Genomic DNA, 25,145 nt, shown 5'->3' on the forward strand with positions numbered 1-25,145 from the left:
TGCGTGCTTCCCGTTCTCGCCGTGCTCGCCGCCGCCGTACTGTTCGGCACGACCGGCACCTCGCAGGCGCTCGGACCGGACGACGCGACCCCCTTCGGCATCGGCGCGGTGCGCCTGGTGATCGGCGGTGCGGGGCTCGCCGCCATCGCCTTCTCCCTCGCGCGCCGGCATCGCCGCGTGACACCGGCGGCACCGCGGCCCACCCTCGACCGCCGCGCCCTGCTGCTGATGGCGGCGACCGGGGTGTGCCTGGCGCTGTACCAGCCGCTGTTCTTCGCCGGCACCGAACGCAACGGCGTCGCGGTGGGCACTGTGATCGCGCTGGGGTCGGCGCCGGTGATGGCGGGCGCGCTGGAGTGGCTGCTGACCCGGCGGCTGCCCAGCCGGGCCTGGATGGCCGCGACCGCACTGGCGACGACCGGCGTCGTGCTGCTCGCGTTCGGCGGCAGCGCGGGCGCCTCGGCGGGTGTGGATCCCTGGGGGCTGCTCGGTTCGCTCGGGGCCGCGGCGTCGTTCGCCGTCATCGCCAATGCGCAGCGACGGCTGATGGATGCCGGCTGGGACCCGTTCACGGTCGCTGCGGCCATGGGCGCCGGGGCCGCCGCCTGCGGCATCCTGATGCTGCCGTTCGTCGACCTGTCGTGGGTGCTCACCCCCACCGGCCTCGTGATGGCGCTGTGGCTGGGGGTGGCCACCATCGCGGTGGCGTACACCCTGTTCACCTGGGGTCTGCAGCGGCTGACCGCGGCGACGGCGGCCACTCTGACGCTCGCGGAGCCGCTGACGGCCGGCATCCTGGGGGTCGCACTGCTCGGGGAACGGCTCAGCGCGCTGGCCGTGGGCGGGCTCGCGGTGCTGGCGACGGGGCTGGTGCTGCTGGCGTGGGGCTCCCGCGCACCGAGGGACCCGCAGCCGTATGCCGTGGAGGGATGACGGAGGGGATGCAGCCATGACGCTCGAGATCCGCAGCGACGACCTGACCGGGGCGGCTACGCGCGCCCTCGTGGCCGCGCACCTGGGTGACATGCACCAGCACACCCCTCCGGAGAGCGTGCACGCGCTCGGCGTCGACCAGCTGCAGGACCCGGCGATCCGGGTGTGGTCGGCGTGGGTCGGCGATGACCTCGCCGGGATCGGCGCCCTGAAGCGGCTGGACGACGCCCGCGGTGAAATCAAGTCGATGCGGGTGGCGCCTGCGCACCTGGGCACCGGCGTCGGACGCGCGCTGGTGCGCCACATCATGGCGACGGCGCGCGCCGAGGGCCTCACCAGCCTGTGGCTCGAGACGGGAGCCGGTGACGAGTTCGTCGCGGCCCGCAGCCTCTACCTCAGCGAGGGCTTCACCCCGTGCGGGCCGTTCGACGGCTACGTCGAAGACCGGTTGTCGGTCTTCTTCACCCGCGAGCTCTGACGCCGCTCACACCGTTCACACCGGAACGACGAGGGCGACCGCGAACGCCGAGACGCCGTCGCCGGTGCCGGTGAACCCCAGGCCGTCGGTCGTCGTCGCCGACACCGACACCGGGGCGCCGAGCGCGGCCGACAGCGCGGCCTCGGCCTCGACGCGGCGCGCGGACAGCCGGGGGCGGTTCGCCTGCACCTGCACCGACACGTTCCCCACGGCCCAGCCCGCCTCGCCCAGCAGCGCGCGGGTCCGAGCGAGGAAGGCGTCGGCGTGCGCGCCGGCGTATTCGGGACGGTCGGTGCCGAAGTGGGTTCCGATGTCGCCCAGCCCGGCGGCGGCCAGCAGCGCATCGACGATTGCGTGGGCGATGGCGTCGCCGTCGGAGTGGCCCGACAGCGCCTGCTCCCCCGGCCATTCCAGCCCGGCCAGCCACAGCGCCCCTTCGCCGCCGAACGCGTGCACGTCGGTGCCCACCCCCACCCGTGGGGCGCGCGGGGGCGCGTCGATCGCGCTGTGCGCCGCCGCGAGCGGCGCAAGCAGTCCGCGGGCGCGCTCGAGGTCGGCGGGGGTGGTGATCTTGAAACTGCGCTCGGACCCGGCGACGGTCACGACGCGGTGACCGGCGGATGCCACGAGCGCGGCGTCGTCGGTGAAGTCCGTGGATGCCGCGCGGTAGGCCGCCTCCAGCAGGTCACGGCGGAACCCCTGCGGGGTCTGCGCGGCAGCGAGCTCGGCGCGGTCGACGGCGGCGACGATGCGGTCACCCTCGACGCGCTTGAGGGTGTCGACCACCGGCAGCGCCGGGATGGCTCCGGCTGCGCCCTGGTCGATCGCCGCGATGACCCGGTCGAAGACCTCGGGCGGCGTGAGCGCGCGGGCAGCGTCGTGCACGAGCACGATTTCCACGTCGGGCCAGACGGCGTGCAGGCCCGCGGCGACCGAAGCCTGCCGGGTCGCTCCGCCGGTGACGACGTGCACGAGGTCGCGGCGATCGCCGGCGGCCTCGAGGGCGTCGGTGAGAGCGTCGCCTTCACGCCCCGCGGGCGCGACGACGATCACCTGCGCCGACGGCGCGGCGAAGACGCCGTGCAGACAGTGGCGCAGGATCGTATGAGCGTCGAGCCCGACGAACGCCTTCGGTCCGCCGGATCCCAGGCGAGTGCCTGAGCCGGCGGCGACGACGATCACCGCGACACGGGGAACGGGCGTGATGTTCACGCCTCGAACCTACCGGGCGGCGTCAGCTTGCGAGGACCTCGTCGAGCACCAGGCCGGCGCGCTCTTCGTCGGTCTTCTCTGCGAGCGCGAGCTCGGAGATGAGGATCTGGCGGGCCTTGGCCAGCATGCGCTTCTCACCAGCGGACAAGCCGCGGTCCTGATCCCGGCGCCACAGGTCGCGGACGACCTCGCTGACCTTGATGACATCGCCGGAGGCGAGCTTCTCAAGGTTCGCCTTGTACCGGCGCGACCAGTTGGTGGGCTCCTCCGTGAACGGGGCGCGCAGCACCTCGAAAACGCGGTCCAGGCCTTCCTGACCGATCACGTCGCGAACGCCCACCAGGTCGACGTTGTCCGCCGGCACCTCGATGATCAGGTCGCCCTGGGTCACGTTCAGTTTGAGATACTTCTTCGTCTCACCCTTGATGACTCGTTCTTTGACCTCAATGATCGTCGCGGCCCCGTGGTGCGGGTAAACCACCGTCTCGCCAACCTCAAAAAGCATGCAGCTGTGTCCTTTCGGCAACCTCTAGGATACCACAGCCCCCATACGCTAAGGTTCTCCGGCGGGCGGCTTCCCGCGGTTCGCGGGCGATCCTCGGGCACCGCGTAGACTGCTCAGATTGCCGTCTGCTCTCCAGGAGGAACCGTGAAATCGCGCCTGCTCGCGTCGCTCGCTATGGGTGCCGCCGTCGTCTTGGGAGCGACCGGCTGCAACATGATCGCCCCGCAGGCGACCACGATCACCTATTCCCCCTCTGACGGCGTCAACGTGCCCGACTCGGGCCCCGTCGACGTGCGCAACGCGATGATCATCGCGAACGAAGACGGCTCGGCCGGCAACTTCATCGCGTCGTTGGTGAACACCTCGACCGAGCCGCAGACGGTCAACATCGGATTCGAGAACGGTGACATCGGTGTCTGGCTGCTCGATGGCGGCACTGCCGTGACCCTCGGCGTCGACGAGGACCCGCTGCTGATCGCCGAGCTCGACACTCCGCCCGGCGCGACCACGCCGATCGGGGTGCAGTCCGGCGGCGCCGAAGGCGCCCGGGTGGAGATCCCCGTGCTCGACGGCGCGCTGCCGTACTACTCGGAGTTCGTGCCGGTCGAGGACCAGTTCATCACCGACTGACCCAGGCGGTCACGCTTCGAAGCGGTACCCGAGCCCCCGCACGGTGACCAGCATCACCGGCTCGCTCGGGTTCTCCTCGATGCGCGAGCGGATGCGCTTGATGTGCACGTCGAGCGTCTTGGTGTCGCCGTAGTAGTCGCTCCCCCACACCCGGTCGATCAGCTGACCCCGCGTGAGCACCCGCCCGGCGTTGCGCATCAGCACTTCGAGCAGCTCGAATTCCTTCAGCGGCATGCTGATCTCCTTGCCGTCCACCGCCACCGCGTGCCGGTCGAGATCGACGGTGACCCGGCCCCCGGTGAGCACCCGCTCATCCAGGTCGATGTCCTGGGACGCGCTGCGGCGCAGCACCGCCCGCATTCGGGCGAGCAGTTCACGCGACGAGTACGGCTTGGTGACGTAGTCGTCCGCGCCCAGTTCCAGCCCCACGACGATGTCGACCTCGGCGTCCTTGGCGGTGAGCATGATGATCGGCACCGCCGAGGTCGTGCGGATCTGCCGGCACACCTCGGTGCCCGGGATCCCCGGCAGCATCAGGTCCAGCAGGACGATGTCGGCGCCGTTGGCCTGAAACAGCTCCAGCGCCCGGTGGCCGTCCTCGGCGATGTCCACCTCAAAGCCCTCGCGGCGCAACAGGTAGGCGAGAGGGTCGGCCAGATCCGGCTCGTCCTCCACGATCAGCACACGGGTCATCGGTGTTCTCCATTCGCCACGGGGGCCCGGTCGGGTGTGGACCTGGTCCTCTTCTTACGCTGCTGGGCATCGGGCGCGGGCGGCTCGGAACGCGGCAACCGGATCGTGAAGGTGGATCCCTGCCCCGGCCGTGACCACAGCCGCACGTCGCCGCCGTGGCGCTGCACGGCGTGCTTGACGATCGACAGTCCCAGTCCGGTGCCGCCGGTGCGGCGGGAGCGGGCCTGATCGGCGCGGTAGAACCGTTCGAACACGCGGTCCTGCTCGCCCTCGGGAATGCCGATGCCACGATCGGTCACGGCGATCTCCACGACGCCGTCGACCGCCTTCACCCCGATGCCCACGCGGGAACCGGCCGGCGAGTACGCGATCGCATTGGCCACCAGGTTTCCCACCGCTTCGGCGAGGATCTGCGCATCACCTCGTACGAACAGGCCGCGGTCGCCGCCGCGCACCAGCTCCACTTCGGCGGCCTCCGCCTGCGTCTGATGCGCGTCGATCGCTGCGGCGACCACCTGGTCGATGGCGACGTCGCGCACTTCGGCGAGTTGGTCGGATGCCTGCAACCGCGACAGGTTCAGGATCCTGCCGGTCAACTGCCCCAGCCGCGCCGCCTCCGCGTGCAACCGACCGGCAAAGGCCCGCACCTGCGCGGGGTCGTCGGCGGCGGACTCGATCGCTTCGGACAACAGCATGACCGCACCCACCGGCGTCTTCAGCTCATGACTGGTGTTGGCGACGAAGTCGCGGCGCATGTCCTCCACCCGCTCGCGCTCGCTGATGTCGCGCACGATCAGCAGCACCAGGCGCGGTGTCACCACGCTCGCCCGCGCTGTGACCAGCCGCGTGGGCGCCAGCGGGGCGCTGCGACCGAGCCGCAGCGTCTCGTTGTGGGGTCGACCGGTCGTGCGCGCCCCGCGCACCAGCGCACGCAGCTCGGGGCTGGTCACCGCGACGCCCTCCGTCATCCCGAACATCTGCGCCGCGGCGGACGCGGCGACGATCGTGAACGAGGCATCCACGATGACGGCGATGTCTTCCATGCCGCCGAGCACGGCATGTACGCCCTCGGGGATGTGCGAGGAACCCATCGCCAACGCGCGGTCCCGGGCGCGCAGCGCCAGCGCGATGAGCATCGCCACTGAAACGCCGACGATCATCCCCACCAGCAGGGCAAGCAGCGCAAGCTGCAGCGAGTCCATGACTCCAGCGTAAGCGTGCCCCGCGCCGCCGCTCCGTCGGCATCCGACGGTCCCGGATGCGCGCGAGATACAATTCACTCCCGCGGCACCGTTCGTTAACCTTCGCCGACAAGAATCGCCGAGCCCGCGAACGACGTCGGCCGCGCGGCCAGAGCGGTGCTGCGCACCGCGACAAGGAAGGTGCAGCCATGCGCGAAGTTTTCCATCAGTCCCTCGAGGACGTTCAGGGACGTCTCGTCGAGATCTCCGAGCTCGTCACGGTGGCCATCGACAAGGCGACGCGCGCATTCAGCGCCAGTGACGTGGGCCTGGCCGAAGAGGTCATCGAAGCCGATCAGGTCATCGACGACAAGGCGATCGCCCTGGACGAGCTGGCGATTCAGATCCTGGCGCGTCAGCAGCCGGTGGCGCGAGACCTGCGCATCGTCGTGGCGGCCCTGCGGGTGTCGGCATCGCTGGAGCGCATGGGCGACATCGCGGAGCACATCGCCCAGCTCACCCGCATGCGCTTCCCGGAGCGCGCGATCCCGCGCGGCCTGAAGAACACGTTCATCAAGATGGGCGAGCTCGATGTCGAGGTCGCCCGCCTGCTGACCGAGCTGCTGCGCACCGAAGACCTCGCACTGGTCGAGCAGATCCGCACCGCGGAGGACAAGCTCGACGACCTGCACATCTCGGTGTTCGAGAAGGTGCTGAGCGATAACTGGCAGGGCGAGGCGGCAGCGACGGTGGATGCCACGCTCGCCAGCCGCTACCACGAGCGGTTCGCCGACCACGCCGAGTCGGTCGCGAAGAAGGTGCTGTACCTCGCCACGGGGGACTGGACCCCCGACACCGAGACGCTGGAGATGCTGCGCGCGCAGCAGCACGCCTGACCCCGCGGCCCAGCACCTATTGCGCGGGCGGAGAGCGCCTGCGAGCTCCGGCGCCGGGTCAGTCGCCTTCAGTCGTCACATCCGTGCCGTCTTCCGGGCGATCGAGGGACGTACGCGACGACCGAACCGTCCATTGCGTGAGGTCGGTGAGAAGCGAAGAGGGACGGATGCCACGTGGCATCCGTCCCTCGTCGTTTGTGGCTGTTACTTCTTGCCCTGCGCGGCCACGGCGGCAGCTCCCGCGGCAGCAGCCTCCGGGTCGAGGTACTCGCCCGGTGCGACCGGGGTGAAGTCGGCGCCGAGGCGGTAGACCAGCGGGATGCCGGTGGGGATGTTCAGCTGCGCGATGTCGTCGTCGCTGATTCCCTCAAGGTGCTTCACGAGCCCGCGCAGCGAGTTGCCGTGCGCCGTGACGAGCACGGTCTTGCCGGTCTGCAGGTCGGGGACGATCTCGTCGTGCCAGTACGGCAGCAGGCGGTCGATGACGAGCTTGAGCGACTCGGTGTCGGGGATGTCCCCGTCGATGCCGACGTAGCGCGGGTCGTTCGCCTGGCTGAACTCACTGTCGGCGGACAGGGGCGGCGGCGGCACGTCGAACGAACGGCGCCACAGCATGAACTGCTCCTGGCCGAACTCGGCGAGCGTCTGCGCCTTGTCCTTGCCCTGCAGCGCGCCGTAGTGACGCTCGTTGAGGCGCCACGAGCGCTTCACGGGGATCCACAGCCGGTCGGCGGCATCCAGCGCGATGTCGGCGGTCTGGATGGCGCGGCTGAGCACCGAGGTGTGCAGGATGTCCGGCAGCAGGCCCGCTTCGGCCATGAGCTCGCCACCGCGCTGGGCCTCTGCCTTCCCCTGCGCCGTGAGGCGCACATCGACCCATCCGGTGAACAGATTCAGCTCATTCCACTCGCTTTGGCCATGTCGGAGCAAGATGAGGGTATAGGGCTCGGTCATAGGGCAATCCTACTCGGGGGCCTCTCAACGGCACCTGAGATGATGGGCGTATGAAACCCAGCCCGGCCGGGCGGATCATGTCCACCCCGGTCGGGCAGATCACGCGCGGAACCACGAACACCAATCGCCTGCGCCGCGTCGACCGGTGGATCGCCCGCCACCCCTCGTTGCGGGCGTCCGCCGACCCGCTCGTGGTCGATCTCGGCTACGGCGCCAGCGGAGTGACGGCGTTCGAGCTGGAGGCCCGGCTGCGACTCCTGCGCCCCGGCGTCGAGGTGCTGGGGCTCGAGATCGACCCGGGCCGGGTCGCGCGGGCCAACGCCCAGCTGGCCGAGGTGCGGGCGGGGCTGGGCACTTTCGCCCCCGATGCCCGGGTGTCCTTCGCGCGCGGCGGTTTCGAAGTGCCCGCGCCGCGCCCGGTGACCGTCGTGCGCGCGTTCAACGTGCTGCGGCAGTACGACGAGGCCGACGTCGCGGGCGCCTGGCGCCGCATGACCGCGCGGCTCGCGCCCGGCGGCATCCTGGTGGAAGGCACCTGCGACGAGATCGGCCGGGTGTGTACGTGGATCGAGGTGGGTGCGGATGCCGCGCCGCGCTCCCTCACCATCTCGCTGCGCCTGCCGGGACTGCTGCAGCCGTCGATCGCCGCCGAGCGGCTGCCGAAGGCGCTGATCCACCGCAACGTGCCCGGCGAACGCGTGCACGACCTGTTCACAGCGCTGGACCGGCACTGGGATCAGGCCGCCGTCGTCTCCCCGTTCGGACCGGTGCACCGCTGGCGCACGGCGCTGCAGGCGATGGTCGATTCCGGCTGGCCGGTGCAGGCGCCGGGGCGGTGGCGTCTCGGCGAGGTCACCCTGCCGTGGGACGCGGTCGCTCCGCGTTGACGCGGGCTCGGGTCAGCTGACGCGGGCTCGGGTCAGCTGACGCGGGCGCGGGTCAGCGGCGGCGCGACAGCCGCGGCAGGCGCGGCACGGCGGCGGTGGCGCCGGCGTCGGGCGGCACGATCGTCTCCTGCGCGGCGGCGATGACGCCGTCGGGGGTGTCGACGGTGAGTGCGGCGTCCAGCGGCACCGAGCGCTTGACGAACGCGAGCGCGATCGGCCCCTCTTCATAGTGGTGGGCGACCGAGGTGACCTCGCCGATCGCGTCGCCGTCGCGGCGCACCGCGGCACCGCGTTCGGGGAGCATCGCATCGCTGCCGTCCAGCTGCAGCGCGACCAGGCGCCGGGGCGGGTGGCCCAGGTTGTGCACCTTCGCGACGGTTTCCTGACCGCGGTAGCAGCCCTTGTTCAGGTGCACGGCCGTGCGGAGCCAATCGGCCTCGTGCGGCAGGGTGCGCTCGCCCCCCTCGGTCACGGCACGCGGACGCCACGCGGCGACCCGCAGCGCGTCGGCGGCCAGCGTTCCCGCCAGCGCGATCTCGCCTGCGATCGCAGCGTCGGCGAGCCGCTGCAGCACCGCGCGGGGCACGATCGCCTCGCTCCAGTCGCGCTCGGCACCGGGGTGCGGTTCGGCGGGGGCGTAACCCCAGCCGCCGGCGCCCACCTGCGGCCACGGGTCCACCCACACTGCGAGGGCGTCGGGCACGGCCCGGGCCACCGCGGCGGCGGTCCCGCCGATGACGGCGACCTCGTCCGAGGCGTCCCGCGGCGCCACCCGCAACCGGAAGCGCATGCGCGTCAGCCAGGCCAGCAGCCCCGCGGCATCCGGGGCGTCGGCGATGAGCCACGTGGTCTCGCCGTCATCGACGACGGATGCCGCGTGCTCGACATGACCGCGCGGGTCGAGTATCAGCAACTCGGTGCTCTCCCCCGCCGCCAGTGCGGTCAGTGCCTGCGAAGACAGCGAATCCAGCCACGACAGCCGGTCCTCGCCGGTCACGGCGAGCACGCTGCGGTCGCCCAGCGGCGCGACGGCGGTGCCCTGCGCGAGGGAACGCTGCTCCGTGGTGGGCGCACCGAGGTGCACCAGGCGGCCGTCGTCGACGACAGCGCCGGGGACGGCGGTGAACGGATCGGTCATCACTGCACCCGGGCCAGACGCGCCGACGCGTGGGAGGCCAGCGGGGCACCGAGCGCAGCGATGTCCCAGGCCCACAGCAGGTGGTTCTCGACCAGTCCGTACATGCGCGTCGCTGCGGCATAGGGCTTGGTGGATGCCGAACGCATCACGGCATCCGTCGCGATGTCGATGCGGGGACCGCGCACCTGCCCGAGGTACAGCTCGCTGACGCCGTCGGAGTGCACGATCGACACCTCGATGGCGAAGCCGCCCTCCTCGGTGCGCAGCGCCTCGACATCGTCGACGGTGCGCACGACCGGGTCCGCGGTGGCAGGTAGCAGCCCGGGGCCGGCGTCGGCGTCGCTCGCGGGGCGGCCGAGCCGCCAGAAACCGGTCTCCGCCACCAGCGGCAGTCGCACGTCGCCGAGCAGCCAGGCGTCGGCGGAGTAGTTGAGGTAGTCGCCACCGTCGTGGCTGAAGCTCACGCGGTGGGCGAACTCGCCCTCCAGGCGACGGCCGTCACCGGATTCGTAGTCGATGACCCCGGTGCCCTCCCAGACGCCGAGCAGCCAGGACAGCGGGACGAGGTCCGCTGGTAGATCGGTCGGCAGCTCGAGCACGGCGCCGCCGTCAGCGCTGGCCGCGGTAGAGGTTCTTCAGCACCACGCCGGATACGAAAGCGATCGCGAGGCCTGCCAGGCCGAGCAGACCGACGAAGAACATCTCGAGGGCGAAGAGATCCATAGGTAGCACTCTACGCCGGAACGAGGGTCGCCAGCCCGAACCCCAGGCCGATGAGCCCCATCACCAGCAGTGCGCCGAGGACGCTCACCGCCATGCGCTCGGTGAACTGCTGCGACCGGCCGTAGAACAGCTGCACGGCGAACGCGAGCACCAGGCATCCGCCCAGCGCCACCGTCACCCACGCCGACCGCCACTCCGGCGGGGACAGCACGCCGATCACCACGGCGGCAACGGCCGCGACCACCCACACGGCGACGATGCCGCCGAAGGTGCGCCGCGGGGCGAGTTCGGGAATGGACATCTCACCATTGTGGACCACCGCACCCCCTTCTGGCTGTGCGTGCGATCGGTGCGGCGACGGCACCCTAAGATGGGGGCACGACGCGGCCCGCCGCGCCGCGGGGAGGATCCTCTGTTGGCCCAGCTACTCGTTCTGAGTTCCGCGCCTGGCGGCACTGCCGTGTTGCCTGCGCTCGAACTGCTGAGCCACCGCGTGCGCCAGATCCCCGCGGAGCCCGCCCAACTGGTGAACGCCCCCAGCGCCGATGTCATCTTCGTGGATGCCCGTATCGATCTGGTCGGCGCGAAGTCACTGTGCAAGATCCTCACCACCACCGGGCTCGACGCCCCGCTCGTGCTCGTGGTGACCGAGGGCGGCCTGACCGCGGTGTCCACCGACTGGGGCATCGACGACGTCATCCTCGTCACGGCGGGACCGGCCGAAGTCGACGCACGGGTGCGCCTGGCGGTGGGACGGCAGTCGGCGGAGCAGGTCTCCACCCGCATCCAGACCTCCGGCATCACGATCGACGAGTCCTCCTACTCCGCGAAGGTGCACGGCAAGCCGCTGGATCTGACCTACAAGGAGTTCCAGCTGCTGCACTTCTTCGCGACGCACCCCTCGCGGGTGTTCACGCGAGAACAGCTGCTGAGCGAAGTGTGGGGCTACGACTACTTCGGCGGCACGCGCACCGTCGACGTGCACGTGCGGCGCCTGCGCGCCAAGCTCGGCGACCTCGAGCAGCTCATCGGCACCGTGCGCAACGTCGGGTACCGCTTCAACGTGTATGAGGACGATCAGGTGCCCGCTCCCCGCGAGCGCTCGCAGGCGTGACGCGGCGGCATCCGTTCCCCCTCCTGCCGCAACGCCCTGACATGATGGGCTGATGATCCACACCGAAGCACTCGATAGCGGCCTCGGGGACGCAGACGACGACGACTTCGACCAGGCCGTCGAGACGTATGACCTGCAACTGCCGGAAAATCGCTACCAGGACCGGGAGATCAGCTGGCTCGCGTTCAACCGCCGAGTGCTGGAACTGGCGGAGGATCCGGCCATTCCGGTGCTGGAGCGGGCGAACTTCCTCGCGATCTTCGCCAGCAACCTCGACGAGTTCTTCATGGTGCGCGTCGCCGGCCTCAAGCGCCGCATCGTGACCGGCCTGGCCATTCCGACCAACGTCGGGCGCGCGCCGCTGGACGTGCTCACCGACATCTCCGCCGAAGCGCACGCGCTGCAGGTGCGCCACGCCGACGCCTGGACGACCCTCGTGCGTCCCGCGCTGGCGGATGCCGGCATCGACATCGTCTCGTGGCATGACCTGAGCGACGGCGAGCGCACCCTGCTGTACGACTACTTCCAGGGTCAGGTGTTCCCGGTGCTGATGCCGCTGGCCGTGGATCCGGCGCACCCCTTCCCGTACATCTCGGGGCTGTCGCTGAACCTCGCGATTCGCATCCGCAATGCCCGCACCGGGCGGCAGGAGTTCGCCCGGCTGAAGGTGCCGCCGATGCTCCCCCGGTTCGTGCAGGTCCGCGCCGACGGTCAGACGGTGCGCTACCTGCCGCTGGAGGACCTGATCGCGCACAACCTCAAGGACCTGTTCCCCGGAATGGAGATCCTCGACCACCACGCGTTCCGGCTCACCCGCAACGAAGACGTCGTGATCGAAGAGGACGAGACCGAGAACCTCATCCAGGCGCTGGAGGCCGAGCTGCTGCGGCGCCGCTTCGGGCCGCCCATCCGCCTGGAAGTCGGCGACGACATGGACGACCTCACGCTGGATCTGCTGATCAGCGAGCTGGACATCACCCAGCAGGAGGTCTATCGCCTGCCCGGGCCGCTGGATCTGCGCGGACTGTTCGACCTGTCCCGCATCGACCGGCCCGACCTGCACTACCCGCCGCATGTGCCCACCACGGCGGTGGCGTTCCAGCCGAACGAGCAGAACGGCCGCGCCGACATGTTCGCCGCGATCCGCCAGGGCGACGTGCTGGTACACCACCCGTACGAGTCGTTCACCACGAGCGTGCAGGCGTTCCTCGAGCAGGCGGCCAAGGACCCGCACGTGCTCGCGATCAAGCAGACGCTGTACCGCACTTCCGGTGACAGCCCCATCGTGAAGGCGCTCATCGACGCCGCCGAGGCGGGCAAGCAGGTGCTGGCGCTGGTGGAGGTCAAGGCCCGATTCGACGAGGCCGCCAACATCGTCTGGGCCCGCAAGCTCGAGAAGGCCGGCGTGCACGTCGTGTATGGCCTGGTGGGTCTGAAGACGCACTGCAAGCTGCTGCACGTCATCCGCGACGAAGACGGGGCGCTGCGCAGCTACAGCCACATCGGCACCGGCAACTACAACCCCAAGACCAGCCGGCTCTACGAGGACTTCGGGCTGTTCACCACCGACGAGCTGGTGGGCCGGGACCTCACGCGACTGTTCAACGAACTCAGCGGCTACGCGATCGAGAAGAAGTTCAAGCGCCTGCTCGTGGCCCCGCTGCACCTGCGCAAGGGGCTGCTGCGCCTCATCGACGCAGAGCGGCGCAATGCGCAGAACGGCAAACCCGCGTCGGTGCGCATCAAGGTCAACTCCATGGTCGACGAGCAGATCATCGACGCCCTCTACCGCGCGAGCCAGGCCGGCGTGAAGGTCGACGTGTGGGTGCGCGGCATCTGTTCGATCAAGGTCGGGCTGGACGGGGTGAGCGACAACATCACGGTGCGCAGCATCCTGGGCCGCTACCTCGAGCACTCGCGCATCTTCGCGTTCCACAACGACGGCGACCCGCAGGTCTTCATCGGCAGCGCCGACATGATGCACCGCAACCTCGACCGCCGCGTCGAGGCGCTGGTGCGGGTGACCGAGTCCGCCCATGTGAAGGAACTGGTCGACCTGTTCGATCTGGCCATGAGCGACCGCACCAGCTCGTGGCATCTGGAGCCGGACGGCGCATGGGCCCGTCACCACCTGAGCAGCACCGGCAAGCCGCTGGCCGACCTGCAGGACAAGACCATGGCGTCCGTGCAGCGGCGTCGACGCGTGCGGGCGGTGCGATGACCGATACGGCGATCTACGCCGCCGGCGGTGTCGTCTGGCGTGTCGTCGACGGCAAGCTGCTGGTGCTGCTGATCCACCGCACCCGCTACCGCGACGTCACCCTCCCCAAGGGCAAGGTCGACCCGGGCGAGACACTCGCCGAGACCGCGGTGCGCGAGATCCACGAGGAGACCGGCATCCGTGTCTCCCTCGGGGTCGCGTTGGGGGTGTCGCGGTACAGCCTGCCCAGCAAGAAGCAGAAGATCGTGCACTACTGGTCGGCGCAGGCGACGGAGCCGGCGATCCGGGCCTCCGTCTTCGTGCCCAACAAGGAGATCGCCGCGCTGGAGTGGGCGACCCTGAAGAAGGCGCGCGGGCTGTTGAGCTACCCGGTGGACATCGAGATCCTCGACGGGTTCGAGCGTCTGGTCGACGACGGGGTGCTGGAGACGTTCCCGCTGATCGTGCTGCGCCATGCCAAGGCGGTGGCCCGGGAGAAGTGGACCAAGGCCGACGCGAAGCGGCCGCTGTCGAAGAAGGGCACCCGGCAGGCCGCGGCGCTGGTCGGGCCGTTGAGCGCGTTCGGGGTGATGCGGGTCGTCACCAGCCCCGCGGAACGGTGTGTGGCCACGGTCGCGCCGCTCGCGGCATCCCTGGAGCGTCGGATCGAACGCAGCGAAGCGATCAGCCAGGACGCGTGGGAGGAGGGCCGCTCCGACCCACGTGCCGTCGTGGGGGCGCGGGTGCGGGCCCGCAAGCCCACCCTGCTGTGCAGCCACGGCCCGGTGCTTCCCGACATCCTGACCGAGATCGCGCTCGCGACCGGCACCATGCGGGGTTCGTACCTGGGAAGCGCGTCGGCGCTGGAGGTCGCGTCGTTCTCGGTCGTGCACCTGTCCGCGACGAACCCGGGCTCCGGAATCGTCGCGATCGAGACCCACGACCCGAAGCCGTCCCCCGAGTGAGTACTCGCGCTGCCGAGTGAGTATTCGTCGTCTCGAGTGAGTATTCGTCGTCTCGAGTGAGTATTCGTCGTCTCGAGTGAGTATTCGTCGTCTCGAGTGAGTACTCGCGCGAGTGCGTACTCGCGCGCCTCCGAGTACTCACTCGCGCGAGCAATACTCGGCAGCGGCAATACTCACTCGGCAGCGGCAATACTCACTCGGCAGCAGCAATACTCACTCGGCGGCAGCAATACTCACTCGGCAGCAGCAATACTCACTCGGCAGCGGCGGCGGGGGCGTTCACCTTTCGTTCACCCAGACAGCGCACTCTCGTAAGAGTCGCTCTCTAGCGTCGGGGCGTGCCCTGCACCGGGCCCGCCACTCCGACATCCGAAGGATCACACAGTGAAGCTCTCCCGTTTCGCCCAGGCCGGCGCTCTCGTCGCCGTCGCCGCTCTGACCCTCACCGCTTGCGCGGCCAACGAACGCGCGCCCGAATCCACGGAAAGCTCCTCGGCCCTCTCCGGCACGATCGCCGGCTCCGGCGCCTCGTCGCAGGAAGTCGCCGTGCAGGCCTGGACCGCAGGCTTCCAGCAGGCCAACCCCGACGTCGAGGTCACCTACGACGCCGCGGGCTCCGGCGCCGGCCGCGAGTCGTTCCAGGCCGGCGCGGTCGCGTTCGCCGGCTCCGACCGCCCGTTCACGACCGAGGAACTCGCCGACACGTTCGACGGTTGCGTCGACGGCACCAGCATCGTCCAGCTGCCCACCTACATCTCCCCCATCGCCGTCATCTTCCACGTCGAAGGCGTCGACAGCCTCGACCTGGATGCCGCCACCCTCGCGGGCCTGTTCTCCGGCAAGATCACGAACTGGAACGACCCCGCCGTCGCCGCGCTCAACCCCGACGCGACGCTGCCGGACCAGGCCGTGACCGTCGTGCACCGCGCCGACGACTCCGGCACCACCGAGAACTTCACCGACTACCTGTTCCAGGCCGCCCCCGACACGTGGACCTGGGAGCCGGACGGCGTCTGGCCCAGCACCGGCGGCGTCAACGAGGCCGCCCAGGGCACCTCGGGCGTCGTGTCCGCCGTCAGCGGCGGCAACGGCACCATCGGCTACGCCGACGCGTCGCGCGCCAGCGAAGAGGGCCTGTCCACGGTCGCGATCCAGGTCGGCGACGAGTTCGTCGAGTACTCGCCGGAGGCCGCAGCCGCCGTCGCCGACGCCTCCCCGTTCGAGGACGGCCGCGAACCCGGCGACCTCGCCATCGCGCTGGACCGCACCACCCAGGCCGCCGGCGTCTACCCGATCGTGCTCATCAGCTACATGATCGCCTGCCAGGACTACGTCGACACCGCGGTCGCCCCGATCGTCAAGGGCTACCTGCAGTTCGTCGCCAGCGCCGAAGGCCAGGATGCCGCGGCGGCCGCCGCCGGCAGCGCACCGATCTCCGACTCGCTGCGCGAGAAGGTCAACGCCGCCGTGGACCTCATCGTCACGGAGTGACCTCCCGCTGCCCGGTCCGGTGCGCGCACCGGACCGGGCAGCGCCCCGAAAGCTTGAACCGAGACAGGAAGCCATGACCACCACCCCCGCCCCGGTCACCGCGACCGCACCGGCCAAACCCCCGCAGCGCGTGGGCGACCGCGTGTTCTCGGGCACTGCACTGTTCGCGGGGTCGATGATCCTCGCCACACTCGCCGCGGTCGCGATCTTCCTCGTCGTGCAGTCCCTGCCGGGCATCGCCGCCACGAACGAGGATGCGTCACTGCTGAGCAGCAACTTCTGGGAGTACGTCGGACCGCTCGCGTTCGGCACCGTGTGGGCGTCATTCATCGCCCTGCTCATCGCGGTGCCGCTGTCGGTGGCCGTCGCGCTGTTCATCTCCCACTTCGCGCCCCGCCGCCTCGCGCAGGCGCTCGGCTACGCCGTGGACCTGCTCGCCGCCGTCCCCTCGGTCGTCTTCGGCCTGTGGGGCATCATGGTGCTCGCCCCGGCGGTGCAGCCGGTCTACAGCTGGTTCGTCACCAACCTGGGCTGGTTCCCGCTGTTCGCCGGCCCCGCCTCCTCGACGGGCCGCACCATCTTCACCGCGTCCGTCGTGCTGGCCGTGATGATCGTGCCCATCATCACCGCGATCTGCCGCGAGATCTTCCTGCAGACCCCGCGCCTGCACGAAGAGGCGGCCCTCGCCCTCGGGGCAACGCGGTGGGAGATGATCAAGATGGCCGTCTTCCCGTTCGGCCGCTCCGGCATCGTCTCGGCATCCATGCTGGGTCTCGGCCGTGCGCTGGGCGAAACGATGGCCGTGGCCATGGTGCTCTCGGCCACCGGCATCGTGACCTTCCGGCTGTTCACCCCCGACAACCCCAGCACGATCCCCGCCAACATCGCCCTCACCTTCCCCGAGGCATACGGAACCAACGTCAACGTGCTGATCGCGACGGGGCTGATCCTGTTCATCGTCACCTTCGCGGTCAACGCGCTCGCGCGCTGGATCGTCAGCCGCCGCAAGGAATTCTCGGGAGCCAACTGATGACTGTCACCACCGCTCCCGCCCCGGCGCCCGCACCACCGAAAACCGACGCCGACTCGATGCGCCTGACCAGCGGACGTCTCCCCCGCTGGGCGCCCTGGGTGCTGCTGGCGGTCTCCGCCGCCACCGTCGCACTGCTGTTCGGCGTCATCACGCTGGCCGCCGGCACCGCGTTCAACATCGCCGGCTGGGCCATCGTGTCCGCGCTGGTCTACCTCGCGCTGATCACGACGATCTCCTCGGTCATCGAGGGCCGCCGCAAGGGCGTGGATCGCCTGGTAACCGGGGTGGTGACCGTCGCGTTCCTCATCGCAATGGTGCCGCTGGTGTCGGTGGCGATCACCGTGCTCACCAACGGCATCGCCGGCCTGTCTGCGGAGTTCTTCACCCACTCGATGCGCAACGTCGTCGGCGAGGGCGGCGGGGCGCTGCACGCGATCGTCGGCACCCTGCTGATGACGCTGGCCGCCGCGATCATCTCGATCCCGATCGGCCTGTTCACCGCGATCTACCTCATCGAGTACGGCGCCGACCGGCGCCTCGCCCGCGGCATCACGTTCCTTGTGGACGTGATGACCGGCATCCCCTCGATCGTCGCCGGCCTGTTCGCGTTCGCCCTGTTCGCACTGTTCTTCGGCCCGGGCGTGCGCCTCGGGATCATGGGCGCCGTCGCACTGTCGGTCCTGATGATCCCGGTCGTCGTCCGCTCGACCGAGGAGATGCTGCGGCTCGTCCCCAACGAGCTGCGCGAGGCGGCGTACGCGCTGGGCGTGCCGAAGTGGCTGACGATCGTGAAGGTGGTGCTCCCCACCTCCATCGCCGGCATCACGACCGGCATCATGCTGTCGATCTCCCGCGTGATCGGCGAGACCGCGCCGCTGCTGATCACCGCCGGCATGGCCACCTCCATGAACTACAACCTGTTCGAGGGGCGCATGGCGTCACTGCCGGTGTTCGTCTACACCCAGTACATGAACCAGGGAATCCCCAGCTGGGCGTACCTCGACCGCGCGTGGGCCGGCGCCCTCGTGCTGATCGTCATCGTCATGGTGCTGAACCTCGTCGCGCGACTGGTCGCGCGCATCTTCGCTCCCAAGATGGGCCGCTGACGCGGCATCCGAATCTCCAACCCGAAGGAATACCCCAGGTGTCAAAGAGCATCGAAGTCAACGACCTCAACGTCTACTACGGCGACTTCCTGGCCGTGGAAGGCGTCTCGCTCGAGATCGAGCCCCGCAGCGTGACCGCGTTCATCGGTCCGTCCGGATGCGGCAAGTCCACGTTCCTGCGCACCCTCAACCGCATGCACGAGGTCATCCCCGGCGCGCGTGTCGAGGGCGAGGTGCTGCTGGACGGCGACAACCTGTACGGCCCCACCGTCGATCCGGTGTTGGTGCGCCGGCAGGTGGGCATGGTCTTCCAGCGCCCCAACCCCTTCCCCACGATGTCGATCCGCGAGAACGTGCTGGCCGGCGTCAAGCTCAACAACCGGCGCATCTCGAAATCCGACGCGGATGAGCTGGTGGAGAAGTCCCTCAAGGGCGCGAACCTGTGGAACGAGGTCAAGGACCGCCTCGACCGACCCGGGTCGGGGCTGTCCGGCGGGCAGCAGCAGCGACTGTGCATCGCGCGGGCGATCGCAGTGTCGCCGCAGGTGCTGCTGATGGACGAGCCCTGCTCGGCGCTGGACCCCATCTCGACCTACGCGATCGAGGAACTCATCGAGGAGCTGAAGGCGGACTACACGATCGTGATCGTGACGCACAACATGCAGCAGGCCTCGCGGGTGTCCGACCGCACCGCGTTCTTCAACATCGCCGGCACCGGCAAGCCCGGCAAGCTCATCGAGTATGCCGACACCAACACGATCTTCACGACCCCGTCGCAGAAGGCCACCGAGGACTACGTCTCCGGCCGCTTCGGGTGAGGTGCGGGCCTCGCGGGCTCAATCGCGGGGGCTCAGCAGGTACCGGTTGATGGATGCCGTCAGCTCGGCATCCACCGGGAGCGCGGCCCCGTCGATCGCGGTGATGGGCGCGGCCAGCCGCACGCTGGACACCAGCCACGCGGCATCCGCCGTCGTCAGGTCCGTCAGCGGGATGGTCTCGTACGCGGTGGCGAACCCCTGCGCCTCGAGGTGGGCGAACACGCTCAGCTGGGTGGTGCCGTGCAGGATGCCGCCGTTGGGCGCGGGGGTGACGAACGTGTCGCCGCGGCGCAGGATGAGCGAGGCGGTGGGCGCTTCCAGCACGAACCCGTCGGAGCTGACGAAGATCGCGTCGTCCGCGCCGCGGCGGTGCGCCTCGCGGAGTGCGGCCATGTTGACCGCGTAGGACAGGGTCTTCGCGCCCAGCAGCAGCCACGGGGCGCGCGCGGGGACGTCCATCGCGTAGCCGCGGTCGAGGGTCACGACCCGCACGCCGTGCTCCCGGACGGCGCTGCGGCCGGGGGCGGTCGCGGCGGTGACCCACGCGGTGGGCGCGGGGCCGTGCTCGACGCCGCGGCTGAGGATGAGCTTGATCACCGACTCCCCCGGGCCGCAGGCTGCGGCGGCGGTGTCGATGGCCTGGCGCCACTGCGTCAGGTGGGGTTCTGGCAGGTCGCACAGTCGCGCGGAGTGGGCGAGGCGTTCCAGGTGGGCGGTGGTCTCCTGCGGGTGGCCGTCGATGACGCCGATGGACTCGAAGATGCCGTCGCCGCGCTGCGTGCTGAGCTCGCCGACGCTCAGCGCGGGTGCGGACGGGTCGATCACCGTGAACGTGTCGGCGAACGAGTCGCGGGCGTCGGAGGGGTTTGCGGGGTCGATCGTGAGCGCGAATCGCCAGGCCATGACGTGAGCCTAGCGACGTTGCGCCGTCAGAATTCAGCCTGAGGAGACCCGAACCGCGGCATCCGGAGCTGTTTTGTCCGCACAGGCTGAATTGTCAAGGGGAATGCCCCGCCACGGGCCTCGGTTACACTTGACCAGCCGGGCCGCAGTAACCCCGGGCTCCATCTTCTGCCGCTTTGAGCGGCCTCGCGCCGAGAGGCGTTCTGCGGCCCGGCACCTTCTTTCCCGGCCTCCCTCGGCCCGTGAGACCACAGCTGGTCGCCGAAACGATGGGAGGTTCCCACGGTCTCGGCGACCAGCTGTGGTCTCAGCGTCCCGGGGTCAGGTCAGCGAGTCGCGGCGCCAGAGCGCGGCGCACGAGGCGAGGTCGCCGGCGTAGGTCGACAGCCGCAGCGCGCGCGTGGTCAGGGCCGTGGCGCGGTCGGATTCGGTCGCGTCATAGTCGTCGGCCAGATGCGTTGCCCCGGTGGCCTGCACCCGGCAGAACGCCGCCGCCCGCTCCAGCGCCACCGCGAAGTCCCCGGTGAACAGCCCCCGCAGGATCGTGTCCACCAGCGCCACCAGCTCCTCCGGCCCGGCGGGCGTGGGCGCCCCGGCGACGACCGGGTCGACTGTGACGATCGCAAGCCGGCCCCGGTCGTACAGCAGCGCCGCCGTCTGCGGGTCGTCGTGGATCATCAGCTGCAGTAGGTACAGCCGCCACAGCGCACCGGGCAGCGAACGGGCGGGCGCGCGCGACCACAGCTCCGCAATGTCGTGGATGCCGTGGCTATCGGTGAATCCGACGAGACGCTCCACGACGTCGGCGTCCTGCTGCTCCCGCACCCGGGTCAGCAGCGCGTGCGCGGTGGCGTGAGCGACTCGCGACACCTCGGCCGGATCCTCCGCCGCGAACAGGCGGTCGAACGTCTCCGAGGGTCGCCGGACGGGCTTGTGAAAGTGGTTGCCGGCGTCGTCGGTCATCAATCCAGGCTACCCGCGCCCCCGGAGGACCGGCCGGCGTCAGGCCGTGGGGACCGCGACGATCGGGTCGCCCGTCGGGATGCCACCGGGCGCTCCCCCGGCAGGCTCCACCGTGATGGCGATCACGTCTCCCGGTTGAATCTCGCCGTCCACGGCTGCGGTGGCAGTCGCGCCTTCGGCCGCGAAGGTGCCCGCGGAGATCGGTTCGTCGTCCCGGATGAGCCACAGCTCGAACGTCTCGTCCTCGGTGATCGCAGGAAGCCCCTCCGAGACGACAACGGCCTCGCCGACCTGCTCCGACCAGTAGGCGGTGGCCGACAGCCCCTCCTCGGTGACGGTGACCGACTGCGCGTCGGGCGCGGATTCGATCTGCTCCAGCGCGACCAGCGCGGCGGGACGGTTGAGCCAGTTGTACAGCGCCCCCGCGCCGAGCCCGATCCCCACGAGCAGCGCCATGCACGCGGCGAGCGCGAGCAGCGCGCGGGTCCAGCTGCGGCGCACGATAGCCTGCGTCGTCGTGGTGGTGGGCACCGGCTCGTCTCGGCCGGTGCCCGGTGGCGGCACGGCACCCGGCGCGAACACCACCGTCAGCGCATCGGCGCTGAGGGGCATGGCGTCGGTGGGCCGGCCGGTCGTCCCTTCCCGCAGGAGCCTGTCGAGGGGATCCGTGTCGGTGGTCTCCGGCGAGGCGTCGGCGGTGTCGGTGTCCGTGTCGGTGGTCTCCGGCGAGGCCTCGGCGATGTGGGGTTCCGGGGCAGCATGTTCGGCGTCGACCGCCGGCACCACGACAGTGACATCCGCGCCCGGGGGCTCAGCCGCGACCGCCGGAACAACGCGCGTCGCGTCCGCATCCTCCGCCTCGGCGTCGACCACCGGAACAACGCGCGTGGCATCCGCATCCGAAACCTCCGCGTCGACCACGGGCGCATCCGCCGGAGCATCCGCCACCACCACCGCCTCCTGCGGCAAATGCGCGATGCGTGCCAGCAGGTTCGAGCGCATCGTCAGCGGCGGGACGGCATCGGCGACGCCGTCGGCGAGGGACGCCACGGCGGCGGCATCCGCCAGCGCCACGCTCTCCCACTCCGGCCGCTCCGCCAGCGCCTCGAGGTACCGCGCCTCATCGTCGGGCGACAGGGCGTGGAGGGCGTGACCGGCGGCGAGCTCGGCGAACTCCTGCTCGTTCATGCGGTCACCCCCATCGCCGTGCGCAGGCGCGACAGGCCGTCACGCATCCGGGTCTTGATCGTCCCCAGGGGTGCCCCCACCAGGGTCGAGATTTCGCTCTGACTGTAGCCGCCGTAGTACGCCAGGACGATCGCCTCGCGCTGCGGATCGGGAAGGGTCGACAGCGCACCGGCCACCTTCTCCCCCTCCAGCTTCAGTTCCACCTGCTCGGCGACACCGTCGTGGGCGACATCGATGTCGCGCAGCCCCGCACGCACGTCACGGTCGCTGCTCGACTGCGAGGCCCGCACCCGATCCACCGCGCGGCGGTGGGCGATCGTGAGGACCCACGCTCTCCCCTGTCCCTTGTTCGGAGCGAACCGCGCGGCGGATTGCCACACCTCCAGGAACACCTCCTGCAGCACCTCTTCGCTCTGCGCGCGGTCCACCAGCACGCGCACGATCAGACCGAACACGCGCGGCACGAGCAGGTCGTACAGTCGCGCGAACGCGGCCTTGTCTCCGGCGGCCACGCGAACGAGGAGGTCGGCGGCGCGATCGCGCGTCACGCCGTCCTCGGGCTCCTCCACCCCGTCGATGACCATCGCCCCCAGCATGCACGCCACCCTGCCTGCCGCCAGAGGGCTTGCCCTGCAGGGCGGGGACGAGTAGGCGATCGCGGATGCCGCGGCGTCGCATCCCATCCGATCCGGCGACCGCTCCGAACACCTGTCATCGCCGCAGTGAGGCGGTACCGACAACGGAGGACATGATGCTCAGCACCAAGAAGAAGATCACCGCAGCTCTGACTCTCACGCTGGCGGGCGCGTTCGCGCTGTCGGCATGCACGATGGGCGGCGACACCACCGACGAGGCGACGGACACGATGACGGAGGAATCCATGACGCCGGAGGCGATGGATGCCACGGCGATGCTCGTCGGAGCCGGCTGCGAGGACTACGCCGAGGCCGTCCCGGATGGACCGGGCTCGATCGAGGAGATGTCCCAGGTACCGGTGGCCACGGCGGCATCCACCAGTCCGGTGCTCACCACGCTCACCGCCGCCGTCAGCGGCCAACTGAACCCCGAGGTGAATCTGGTGGAGACGCTCAACGGCGGCGAGTACACGGTGTTCGCGCCGGTGGACGACGCGTTCGCGAAGATCGATGAGGCCACGATCGAGTCGCTGAAGACCGACACCGACACGTTAACGTCGATCCTGACGTACCACGTGGTCGATGGCCGGGTGGATCCTGCGGACATCGCCGGCACTCACACGACGCTGCAGGGCGCGGACATCGAGGTGACCGGCTCTGGGGATGAGTGGATGGTCAACGACGCCATGGTCATCTGCGGCGGCGTGCAGACCGAAAATGCCACCGTCTACCTGCTCGACACGGTGCTGATGCCTCCGGCACAGTGATCGACCCGGGTCGCGGCGGGGGGGCCGCGGCCCGTGGTGGGCGGTGCGGCCGCCGGCGCTCTGGGGGCGTCGGCGGCCGTTGCACCGTTGAGGGGCCCGCGTCAAGTGTGATATTGCGGCGTGGCGGCGGGGCTAACGTGTGAGAGGCGAGTGGGCGGCTCTGGGTGCCGCGACGGCAGGGGGAAGAATGATCGATTCTGGGGTGGACGGCGTCTCCACCGGAGAGCTGCTCGATCAGCGCTACCGCCTGATCGAGCACATCGGCGCCGGCGGGGCGGCGCGCGTATACCGGGCCGAAGACGAGCACCTGCAGCGCACGATCGCGATCAAGGTGATGCGCGGGCACGTCGACGGCCTGGGCTCGGTCGAGCGGGCGCGGGCGGAGACGCTGACGCTGGCATCCCTCAGCCATCCCTGCCTGGTGACGCTGTTCGACGCGCGCATCGCGACCAGCGAGGACGAACCGACGTATCTGGTGATGGAGTACGTGCCGGGAGTCACGCTGCGCGATCGCATGGCGCAGGGGGCGATGGATTCCGAAGAACTCGCGGGTATCGCCGTCGACATCGCCGAGGGTATGCACGTCGCGCACATCGCGGGTGTCGTGCACCGCGACATCAAGCCGTCGAACGTGCTGCTGTGGCGCTCACCCCTGGACGGCGAGCGGTGGCGGGCGAAGCTGGCGGACTTCGGCATCGCGTACCTGCAGGATTCCACCCGGGCGACCGAGCCGGGGCTGGTTCTAGGCACCGCCGCCTACCTCGCGCCGGAGCAGGCGCGCGGCGAGTCACCCGCGCCACCCGCGGACATCTACGCCTTCGGCATCATGCTCATCGAGGCGCTCACCGGCGCGCGGCCGTGGGCGGATGCCGAGGGGATCGGCGCCCTGATGGCGCGGCTCCTGGACCCGCCGCCGGTGCCCGAGACGTTGCCGCAGCCGTGGTGGTCGCTGCTGCGGCGGATGACTGCGATGCGGCCCGAGGATCGCCCCACGGCGCTGGAAGTGGCGACTGCCGCGGCGCAGCTCACGGGGTCGGCGCGCGGGGGGGCTCCGGCCGGTGCCGTCGGTGCCGCGATTGCGACTGCTGGGGCCGCTCCGACTGTGACGGACCAGACGACGCAGGCGCTGGTGCCGGCGGATGCCTCGGGCAAGCCGGCGTCGGCGGATCCGCCGACGGCTCCGTTGTCGCTGATCCTCCCGCCGTCGGTGGCGGGTGAGACGGCGGTGACGCAGATTTCCCCGGTCGGGCCTGGCGGTGCTGAGGACCGCGTTGAGGCTCCGCCGGCGGATCGGCGCCGCCGCCTGATCTTGGCTGCCGTCATCGTGCTGCTGCTGCTCGCGCTGGCCGGAGCGGGGATCGCCGCACTGTCCACATTGCGGCCGACACCCACCCCCACCGCGCCCGCAGTGGAGGACCCCGCGCCCGTCGTGACCCCGACGGAGGAGGAGCCGGCACCGGTGGTTGACGAGGAGCCGGCACCGGTGATCGAGACCGAGGCGCCCGCGCCGGTGGTTGAGGAAGAGGCGCCCGCGCCGGTAGTGGAGAAGGAGTCGCCCGCCGGACCCGCGGACAAACCCGGACCCGCGGACAAACCCGGACCTGCGGAGAAACCCGACCCCGCGAAGGACGGCGGGCCGGGCAACAACGGGAACGGTGGCGGCCCCGGCAACAACAACCGTGGACCGGGCAACAACAACGGCAACGGGGGGCCTGGGAACGGCAACGGCTGA

Annotated in this window: 26 protein-coding genes; 14 read left to right on the top strand and 12 right to left on the bottom strand. The window is 70.3% G+C overall.

Going from position 1 to position 25,145, the window contains the following annotated elements; all coding sequences use genetic code 11:
* The first annotated feature begins 3 nt into the window (after positions 1-3).
* Positions 4-933 (top strand): DMT family transporter, encoded by a 930-nt coding sequence (locus NQ151_RS05510; protein ID WP_257527270.1) that lies wholly within the window; start codon positions 4-6, stop codon positions 931-933.
* A gap of 16 nt (positions 934-949) precedes the next feature.
* Positions 950-1,411: a GNAT family N-acetyltransferase gene (locus NQ151_RS05515; protein ID WP_257508205.1), complete on the top strand. Its 462-nt coding sequence runs from the start codon at positions 950-952 to the stop codon at positions 1,409-1,411.
* Between the two features lie 15 nt (positions 1,412-1,426).
* Here NQ151_RS05515 and ispD read toward each other — a convergent pair whose 3' ends face one another.
* Both ispD and NQ151_RS05525 read right to left on the bottom strand, forming a co-directional pair.
* A complete protein-coding gene (gene ispD, locus NQ151_RS05520) occupies positions 1,427-2,623 on the bottom strand; it encodes a 2-C-methyl-D-erythritol 4-phosphate cytidylyltransferase (RefSeq protein WP_257508204.1) in 1,197 nt (398 codons plus the stop codon).
* A 22-nt stretch (positions 2,624-2,645) separates the two neighbouring features.
* On the bottom strand, positions 2,646-3,128 hold the full coding sequence (locus NQ151_RS05525) for a CarD family transcriptional regulator (RefSeq protein WP_257508203.1): 483 nt from the start codon (positions 3,126-3,128) through the stop codon (positions 2,646-2,648).
* 144 nt (positions 3,129-3,272) lie between these two features.
* Between NQ151_RS05525 and NQ151_RS05530 the strand changes: the two genes are divergently transcribed.
* A complete protein-coding gene (locus NQ151_RS05530) occupies positions 3,273-3,758 on the top strand; it encodes a DNA modification methylase (protein ID WP_257508202.1) in 486 nt (161 codons plus the stop codon).
* Positions 3,759-3,767: 9 nt separating this feature from the next.
* On the opposite strand, the gene NQ151_RS05535 is transcribed toward NQ151_RS05530, so the two are convergent.
* Both NQ151_RS05535 and NQ151_RS05540 read right to left on the bottom strand, forming a co-directional pair.
* Entirely contained in the window at positions 3,768-4,451 is a 684-nt protein-coding gene (locus NQ151_RS05535) for a response regulator (RefSeq protein ID WP_257527271.1), read from the bottom strand.
* Positions 4,448-5,653: a sensor histidine kinase gene (locus NQ151_RS05540; RefSeq protein ID WP_257508200.1), complete on the bottom strand. Its 1,206-nt coding sequence runs from the start codon at positions 5,651-5,653 to the stop codon at positions 4,448-4,450. Before NQ151_RS05540 ends, NQ151_RS05535 begins: the two co-directional genes overlap by 4 nt.
* A gap of 188 nt (positions 5,654-5,841) precedes the next feature.
* On the opposite strand from NQ151_RS05540, the gene phoU reads away from it, so the two are divergent.
* On the top strand, positions 5,842-6,528 hold the full coding sequence (gene phoU / locus NQ151_RS05545) for a phosphate signaling complex protein PhoU (protein WP_257527272.1): 687 nt from the start codon (positions 5,842-5,844) through the stop codon (positions 6,526-6,528).
* A 204-nt stretch (positions 6,529-6,732) separates the two neighbouring features.
* Here phoU and NQ151_RS05550 read toward each other — a convergent pair whose 3' ends face one another.
* Positions 6,733-7,482 (bottom strand): phosphoglyceromutase, encoded by a 750-nt coding sequence (locus tag NQ151_RS05550; RefSeq protein ID WP_257508198.1) that lies wholly within the window; start codon positions 7,480-7,482, stop codon positions 6,733-6,735.
* Between the two features lie 50 nt (positions 7,483-7,532).
* On the opposite strand from NQ151_RS05550, the gene NQ151_RS05555 reads away from it, so the two are divergent.
* Positions 7,533-8,369 carry a class I SAM-dependent methyltransferase gene (locus NQ151_RS05555; protein WP_257527273.1) on the top strand — a complete coding sequence of 279 codons (837 nt, stop codon included), beginning with the start codon at positions 7,533-7,535 and terminating at the stop codon, positions 8,367-8,369.
* 52 nt (positions 8,370-8,421) lie between these two features.
* Here the strand turns inward: NQ151_RS05555 and ygfZ are convergent, their stop codons facing one another.
* The 3 genes from ygfZ to NQ151_RS05570 form a co-directional block, all read right to left on the bottom strand.
* A complete protein-coding gene (gene ygfZ / locus NQ151_RS05560; RefSeq protein ID WP_257527274.1) occupies positions 8,422-9,507 on the bottom strand; it encodes a CAF17-like 4Fe-4S cluster assembly/insertion protein YgfZ in 1,086 nt (361 codons plus the stop codon).
* Positions 9,507-10,106, bottom strand: coding sequence for a nitrobindin family protein (locus NQ151_RS05565; protein ID WP_257508195.1), 600 nt, complete (start codon positions 10,104-10,106; stop codon positions 9,507-9,509). The genes ygfZ and NQ151_RS05565 overlap by 1 nt, the downstream gene beginning before the upstream one ends.
* 134 nt (positions 10,107-10,240) lie before the next feature.
* Entirely contained in the window at positions 10,241-10,531 is a 291-nt protein-coding gene (locus NQ151_RS05570; protein WP_257527275.1) for a hypothetical protein, read from the bottom strand.
* A gap of 114 nt (positions 10,532-10,645) precedes the next feature.
* Here NQ151_RS05570 and NQ151_RS05575 point away from each other — a divergent pair, with 114 nt between their 5' ends.
* The 7 genes from NQ151_RS05575 to pstB all read left to right on the top strand — a co-directional run bounded on the left by NQ151_RS05575 (position 10,646) and on the right by pstB (position 18,957).
* Entirely contained in the window at positions 10,646-11,344 is a 699-nt protein-coding gene (locus NQ151_RS05575) for a response regulator transcription factor (RefSeq protein ID WP_257508193.1), read from the top strand.
* 52 nt (positions 11,345-11,396) lie between these two features.
* Positions 11,397-13,565, top strand: a complete 2,169-nt coding sequence (locus tag NQ151_RS05580; protein ID WP_257508192.1) for an RNA degradosome polyphosphate kinase — start codon at positions 11,397-11,399, stop codon at positions 13,563-13,565.
* The gene (locus tag NQ151_RS05585) at positions 13,562-14,509 is read left to right on the top strand and encodes an NUDIX hydrolase (RefSeq protein WP_257527276.1); all 948 of its coding nucleotides are present in this window, start codon (positions 13,562-13,564) and stop codon (positions 14,507-14,509) included. The genes NQ151_RS05580 and NQ151_RS05585 overlap by 4 nt, the downstream gene beginning before the upstream one ends.
* Before the next feature lie 384 nt (positions 14,510-14,893).
* Positions 14,894-16,000, top strand: coding sequence for a phosphate ABC transporter substrate-binding protein PstS (pstS, locus tag NQ151_RS05590; RefSeq protein WP_257527277.1), 1,107 nt, complete (start codon positions 14,894-14,896; stop codon positions 15,998-16,000).
* A gap of 73 nt (positions 16,001-16,073) precedes the next feature.
* Positions 16,074-17,030, top strand: coding sequence for a phosphate ABC transporter permease subunit PstC (gene pstC, locus NQ151_RS05595; RefSeq protein WP_257508189.1), 957 nt, complete (start codon positions 16,074-16,076; stop codon positions 17,028-17,030).
* The gene (gene pstA, locus NQ151_RS05600; RefSeq protein ID WP_257508188.1) at positions 17,030-18,139 is read left to right on the top strand and encodes a phosphate ABC transporter permease PstA; all 1,110 of its coding nucleotides are present in this window, start codon (positions 17,030-17,032) and stop codon (positions 18,137-18,139) included. Before pstC ends, pstA begins: the two co-directional genes overlap by 1 nt.
* Before the next feature lie 38 nt (positions 18,140-18,177).
* The gene (gene pstB / locus NQ151_RS05605) at positions 18,178-18,957 is read left to right on the top strand and encodes a phosphate ABC transporter ATP-binding protein PstB (RefSeq protein ID WP_257508187.1); all 780 of its coding nucleotides are present in this window, start codon (positions 18,178-18,180) and stop codon (positions 18,955-18,957) included.
* Between the two features lie 18 nt (positions 18,958-18,975).
* Here the strand turns inward: pstB and NQ151_RS05610 are convergent, their stop codons facing one another.
* The 4 genes from NQ151_RS05610 to sigK form a co-directional block, all read right to left on the bottom strand.
* Positions 18,976-19,860, bottom strand: coding sequence for an aminodeoxychorismate lyase (locus NQ151_RS05610; RefSeq protein WP_257527278.1), 885 nt, complete (start codon positions 19,858-19,860; stop codon positions 18,976-18,978).
* A 321-nt stretch (positions 19,861-20,181) separates the two neighbouring features.
* Positions 20,182-20,823, bottom strand: a complete 642-nt coding sequence (locus NQ151_RS05615) for a DNA-directed RNA polymerase subunit beta (protein WP_257508185.1) — start codon at positions 20,821-20,823, stop codon at positions 20,182-20,184.
* Positions 20,824-20,862: 39 nt separating this feature from the next.
* Complete coding sequence (locus NQ151_RS05620) at positions 20,863-22,011, bottom strand: anti-sigma factor domain-containing protein (protein WP_257527279.1); 1,149 nt, start codon at positions 22,009-22,011, stop codon at positions 20,863-20,865.
* Positions 22,008-22,607, bottom strand: coding sequence for an ECF RNA polymerase sigma factor SigK (gene sigK / locus NQ151_RS05625; RefSeq protein WP_257508183.1), 600 nt, complete (start codon positions 22,605-22,607; stop codon positions 22,008-22,010). The genes NQ151_RS05620 and sigK overlap by 4 nt, the downstream gene beginning before the upstream one ends.
* Positions 22,608-22,762: 155 nt before the next feature.
* Here sigK and NQ151_RS05630 point away from each other — a divergent pair, with 155 nt between their 5' ends.
* On the top strand, positions 22,763-23,413 hold the full coding sequence (locus NQ151_RS05630; protein WP_257508740.1) for a fasciclin domain-containing protein: 651 nt from the start codon (positions 22,763-22,765) through the stop codon (positions 23,411-23,413).
* Between the two features lie 187 nt (positions 23,414-23,600).
* On the top strand, positions 23,601-25,145 hold the full coding sequence (locus NQ151_RS05635; RefSeq protein WP_285891684.1) for a serine/threonine-protein kinase: 1,545 nt from the start codon (positions 23,601-23,603) through the stop codon (positions 25,143-25,145).

It is taken from the genome of Microbacterium sp. zg-YB36 (assembly GCF_024623575.2).
In the GTDB taxonomy this organism is placed as follows: Bacteria; Actinomycetota; Actinomycetes; order Actinomycetales; family Microbacteriaceae; genus Microbacterium.

Bases quoted from the DNA above. Each gene is read 5' to 3' on its own strand.
- NQ151_RS05585 (WP_257527276.1), top strand. From the start codon at position 13,562: ATGACCGATACGGCGATCTACGCCGCCGGCGGTGTCGTCTGGCGTGTC.
- NQ151_RS05630 (WP_257508740.1), top strand. From the start codon at position 22,763: ATGCTCAGCACCAAGAAGAAGATCACCGCAGCTCTGACTCTCACGCTG.
- NQ151_RS05580 (WP_257508192.1), top strand. From the start codon at position 11,397: ATGATCCACACCGAAGCACTCGATAGCGGCCTCGGGGACGCAGACGAC.
- NQ151_RS05615 (WP_257508185.1), bottom strand. From the start codon at position 20,823: ATGACCGACGACGCCGGCAACCACTTTCACAAGCCCGTCCGGCGACCC.
- NQ151_RS05540 (WP_257508200.1), bottom strand. From the start codon at position 5,653: ATGGACTCGCTGCAGCTTGCGCTGCTTGCCCTGCTGGTGGGGATGATC.
- pstA (WP_257508188.1), top strand. From the start codon at position 17,030: ATGACTGTCACCACCGCTCCCGCCCCGGCGCCCGCACCACCGAAAACC.
- ygfZ (WP_257527274.1), bottom strand. From the start codon at position 9,507: ATGACCGATCCGTTCACCGCCGTCCCCGGCGCTGTCGTCGACGACGGC.
- NQ151_RS05610 (WP_257527278.1), bottom strand. From the start codon at position 19,860: ATGGCCTGGCGATTCGCGCTCACGATCGACCCCGCAAACCCCTCCGAC.
- NQ151_RS05555 (WP_257527273.1), top strand. From the start codon at position 7,533: ATGAAACCCAGCCCGGCCGGGCGGATCATGTCCACCCCGGTCGGGCAG.
- NQ151_RS05515 (WP_257508205.1), top strand. From the start codon at position 950: ATGACGCTCGAGATCCGCAGCGACGACCTGACCGGGGCGGCTACGCGC.
- phoU (WP_257527272.1), top strand. From the start codon at position 5,842: ATGCGCGAAGTTTTCCATCAGTCCCTCGAGGACGTTCAGGGACGTCTC.
- sigK (WP_257508183.1), bottom strand. From the start codon at position 22,607: ATGCTGGGGGCGATGGTCATCGACGGGGTGGAGGAGCCCGAGGACGGC.
- NQ151_RS05635 (WP_285891684.1), top strand. From the start codon at position 23,601: ATGATCGATTCTGGGGTGGACGGCGTCTCCACCGGAGAGCTGCTCGAT.
- pstC (WP_257508189.1), top strand. From the start codon at position 16,074: ATGACCACCACCCCCGCCCCGGTCACCGCGACCGCACCGGCCAAACCC.
- NQ151_RS05620 (WP_257527279.1), bottom strand. From the start codon at position 22,011: ATGAACGAGCAGGAGTTCGCCGAGCTCGCCGCCGGTCACGCCCTCCAC.
- NQ151_RS05525 (WP_257508203.1), bottom strand. From the start codon at position 3,128: ATGCTTTTTGAGGTTGGCGAGACGGTGGTTTACCCGCACCACGGGGCC.
- NQ151_RS05570 (WP_257527275.1), bottom strand. From the start codon at position 10,531: ATGTCCATTCCCGAACTCGCCCCGCGGCGCACCTTCGGCGGCATCGTC.
- NQ151_RS05535 (WP_257527271.1), bottom strand. From the start codon at position 4,451: ATGACCCGTGTGCTGATCGTGGAGGACGAGCCGGATCTGGCCGACCCT.
- NQ151_RS05550 (WP_257508198.1), bottom strand. From the start codon at position 7,482: ATGACCGAGCCCTATACCCTCATCTTGCTCCGACATGGCCAAAGCGAG.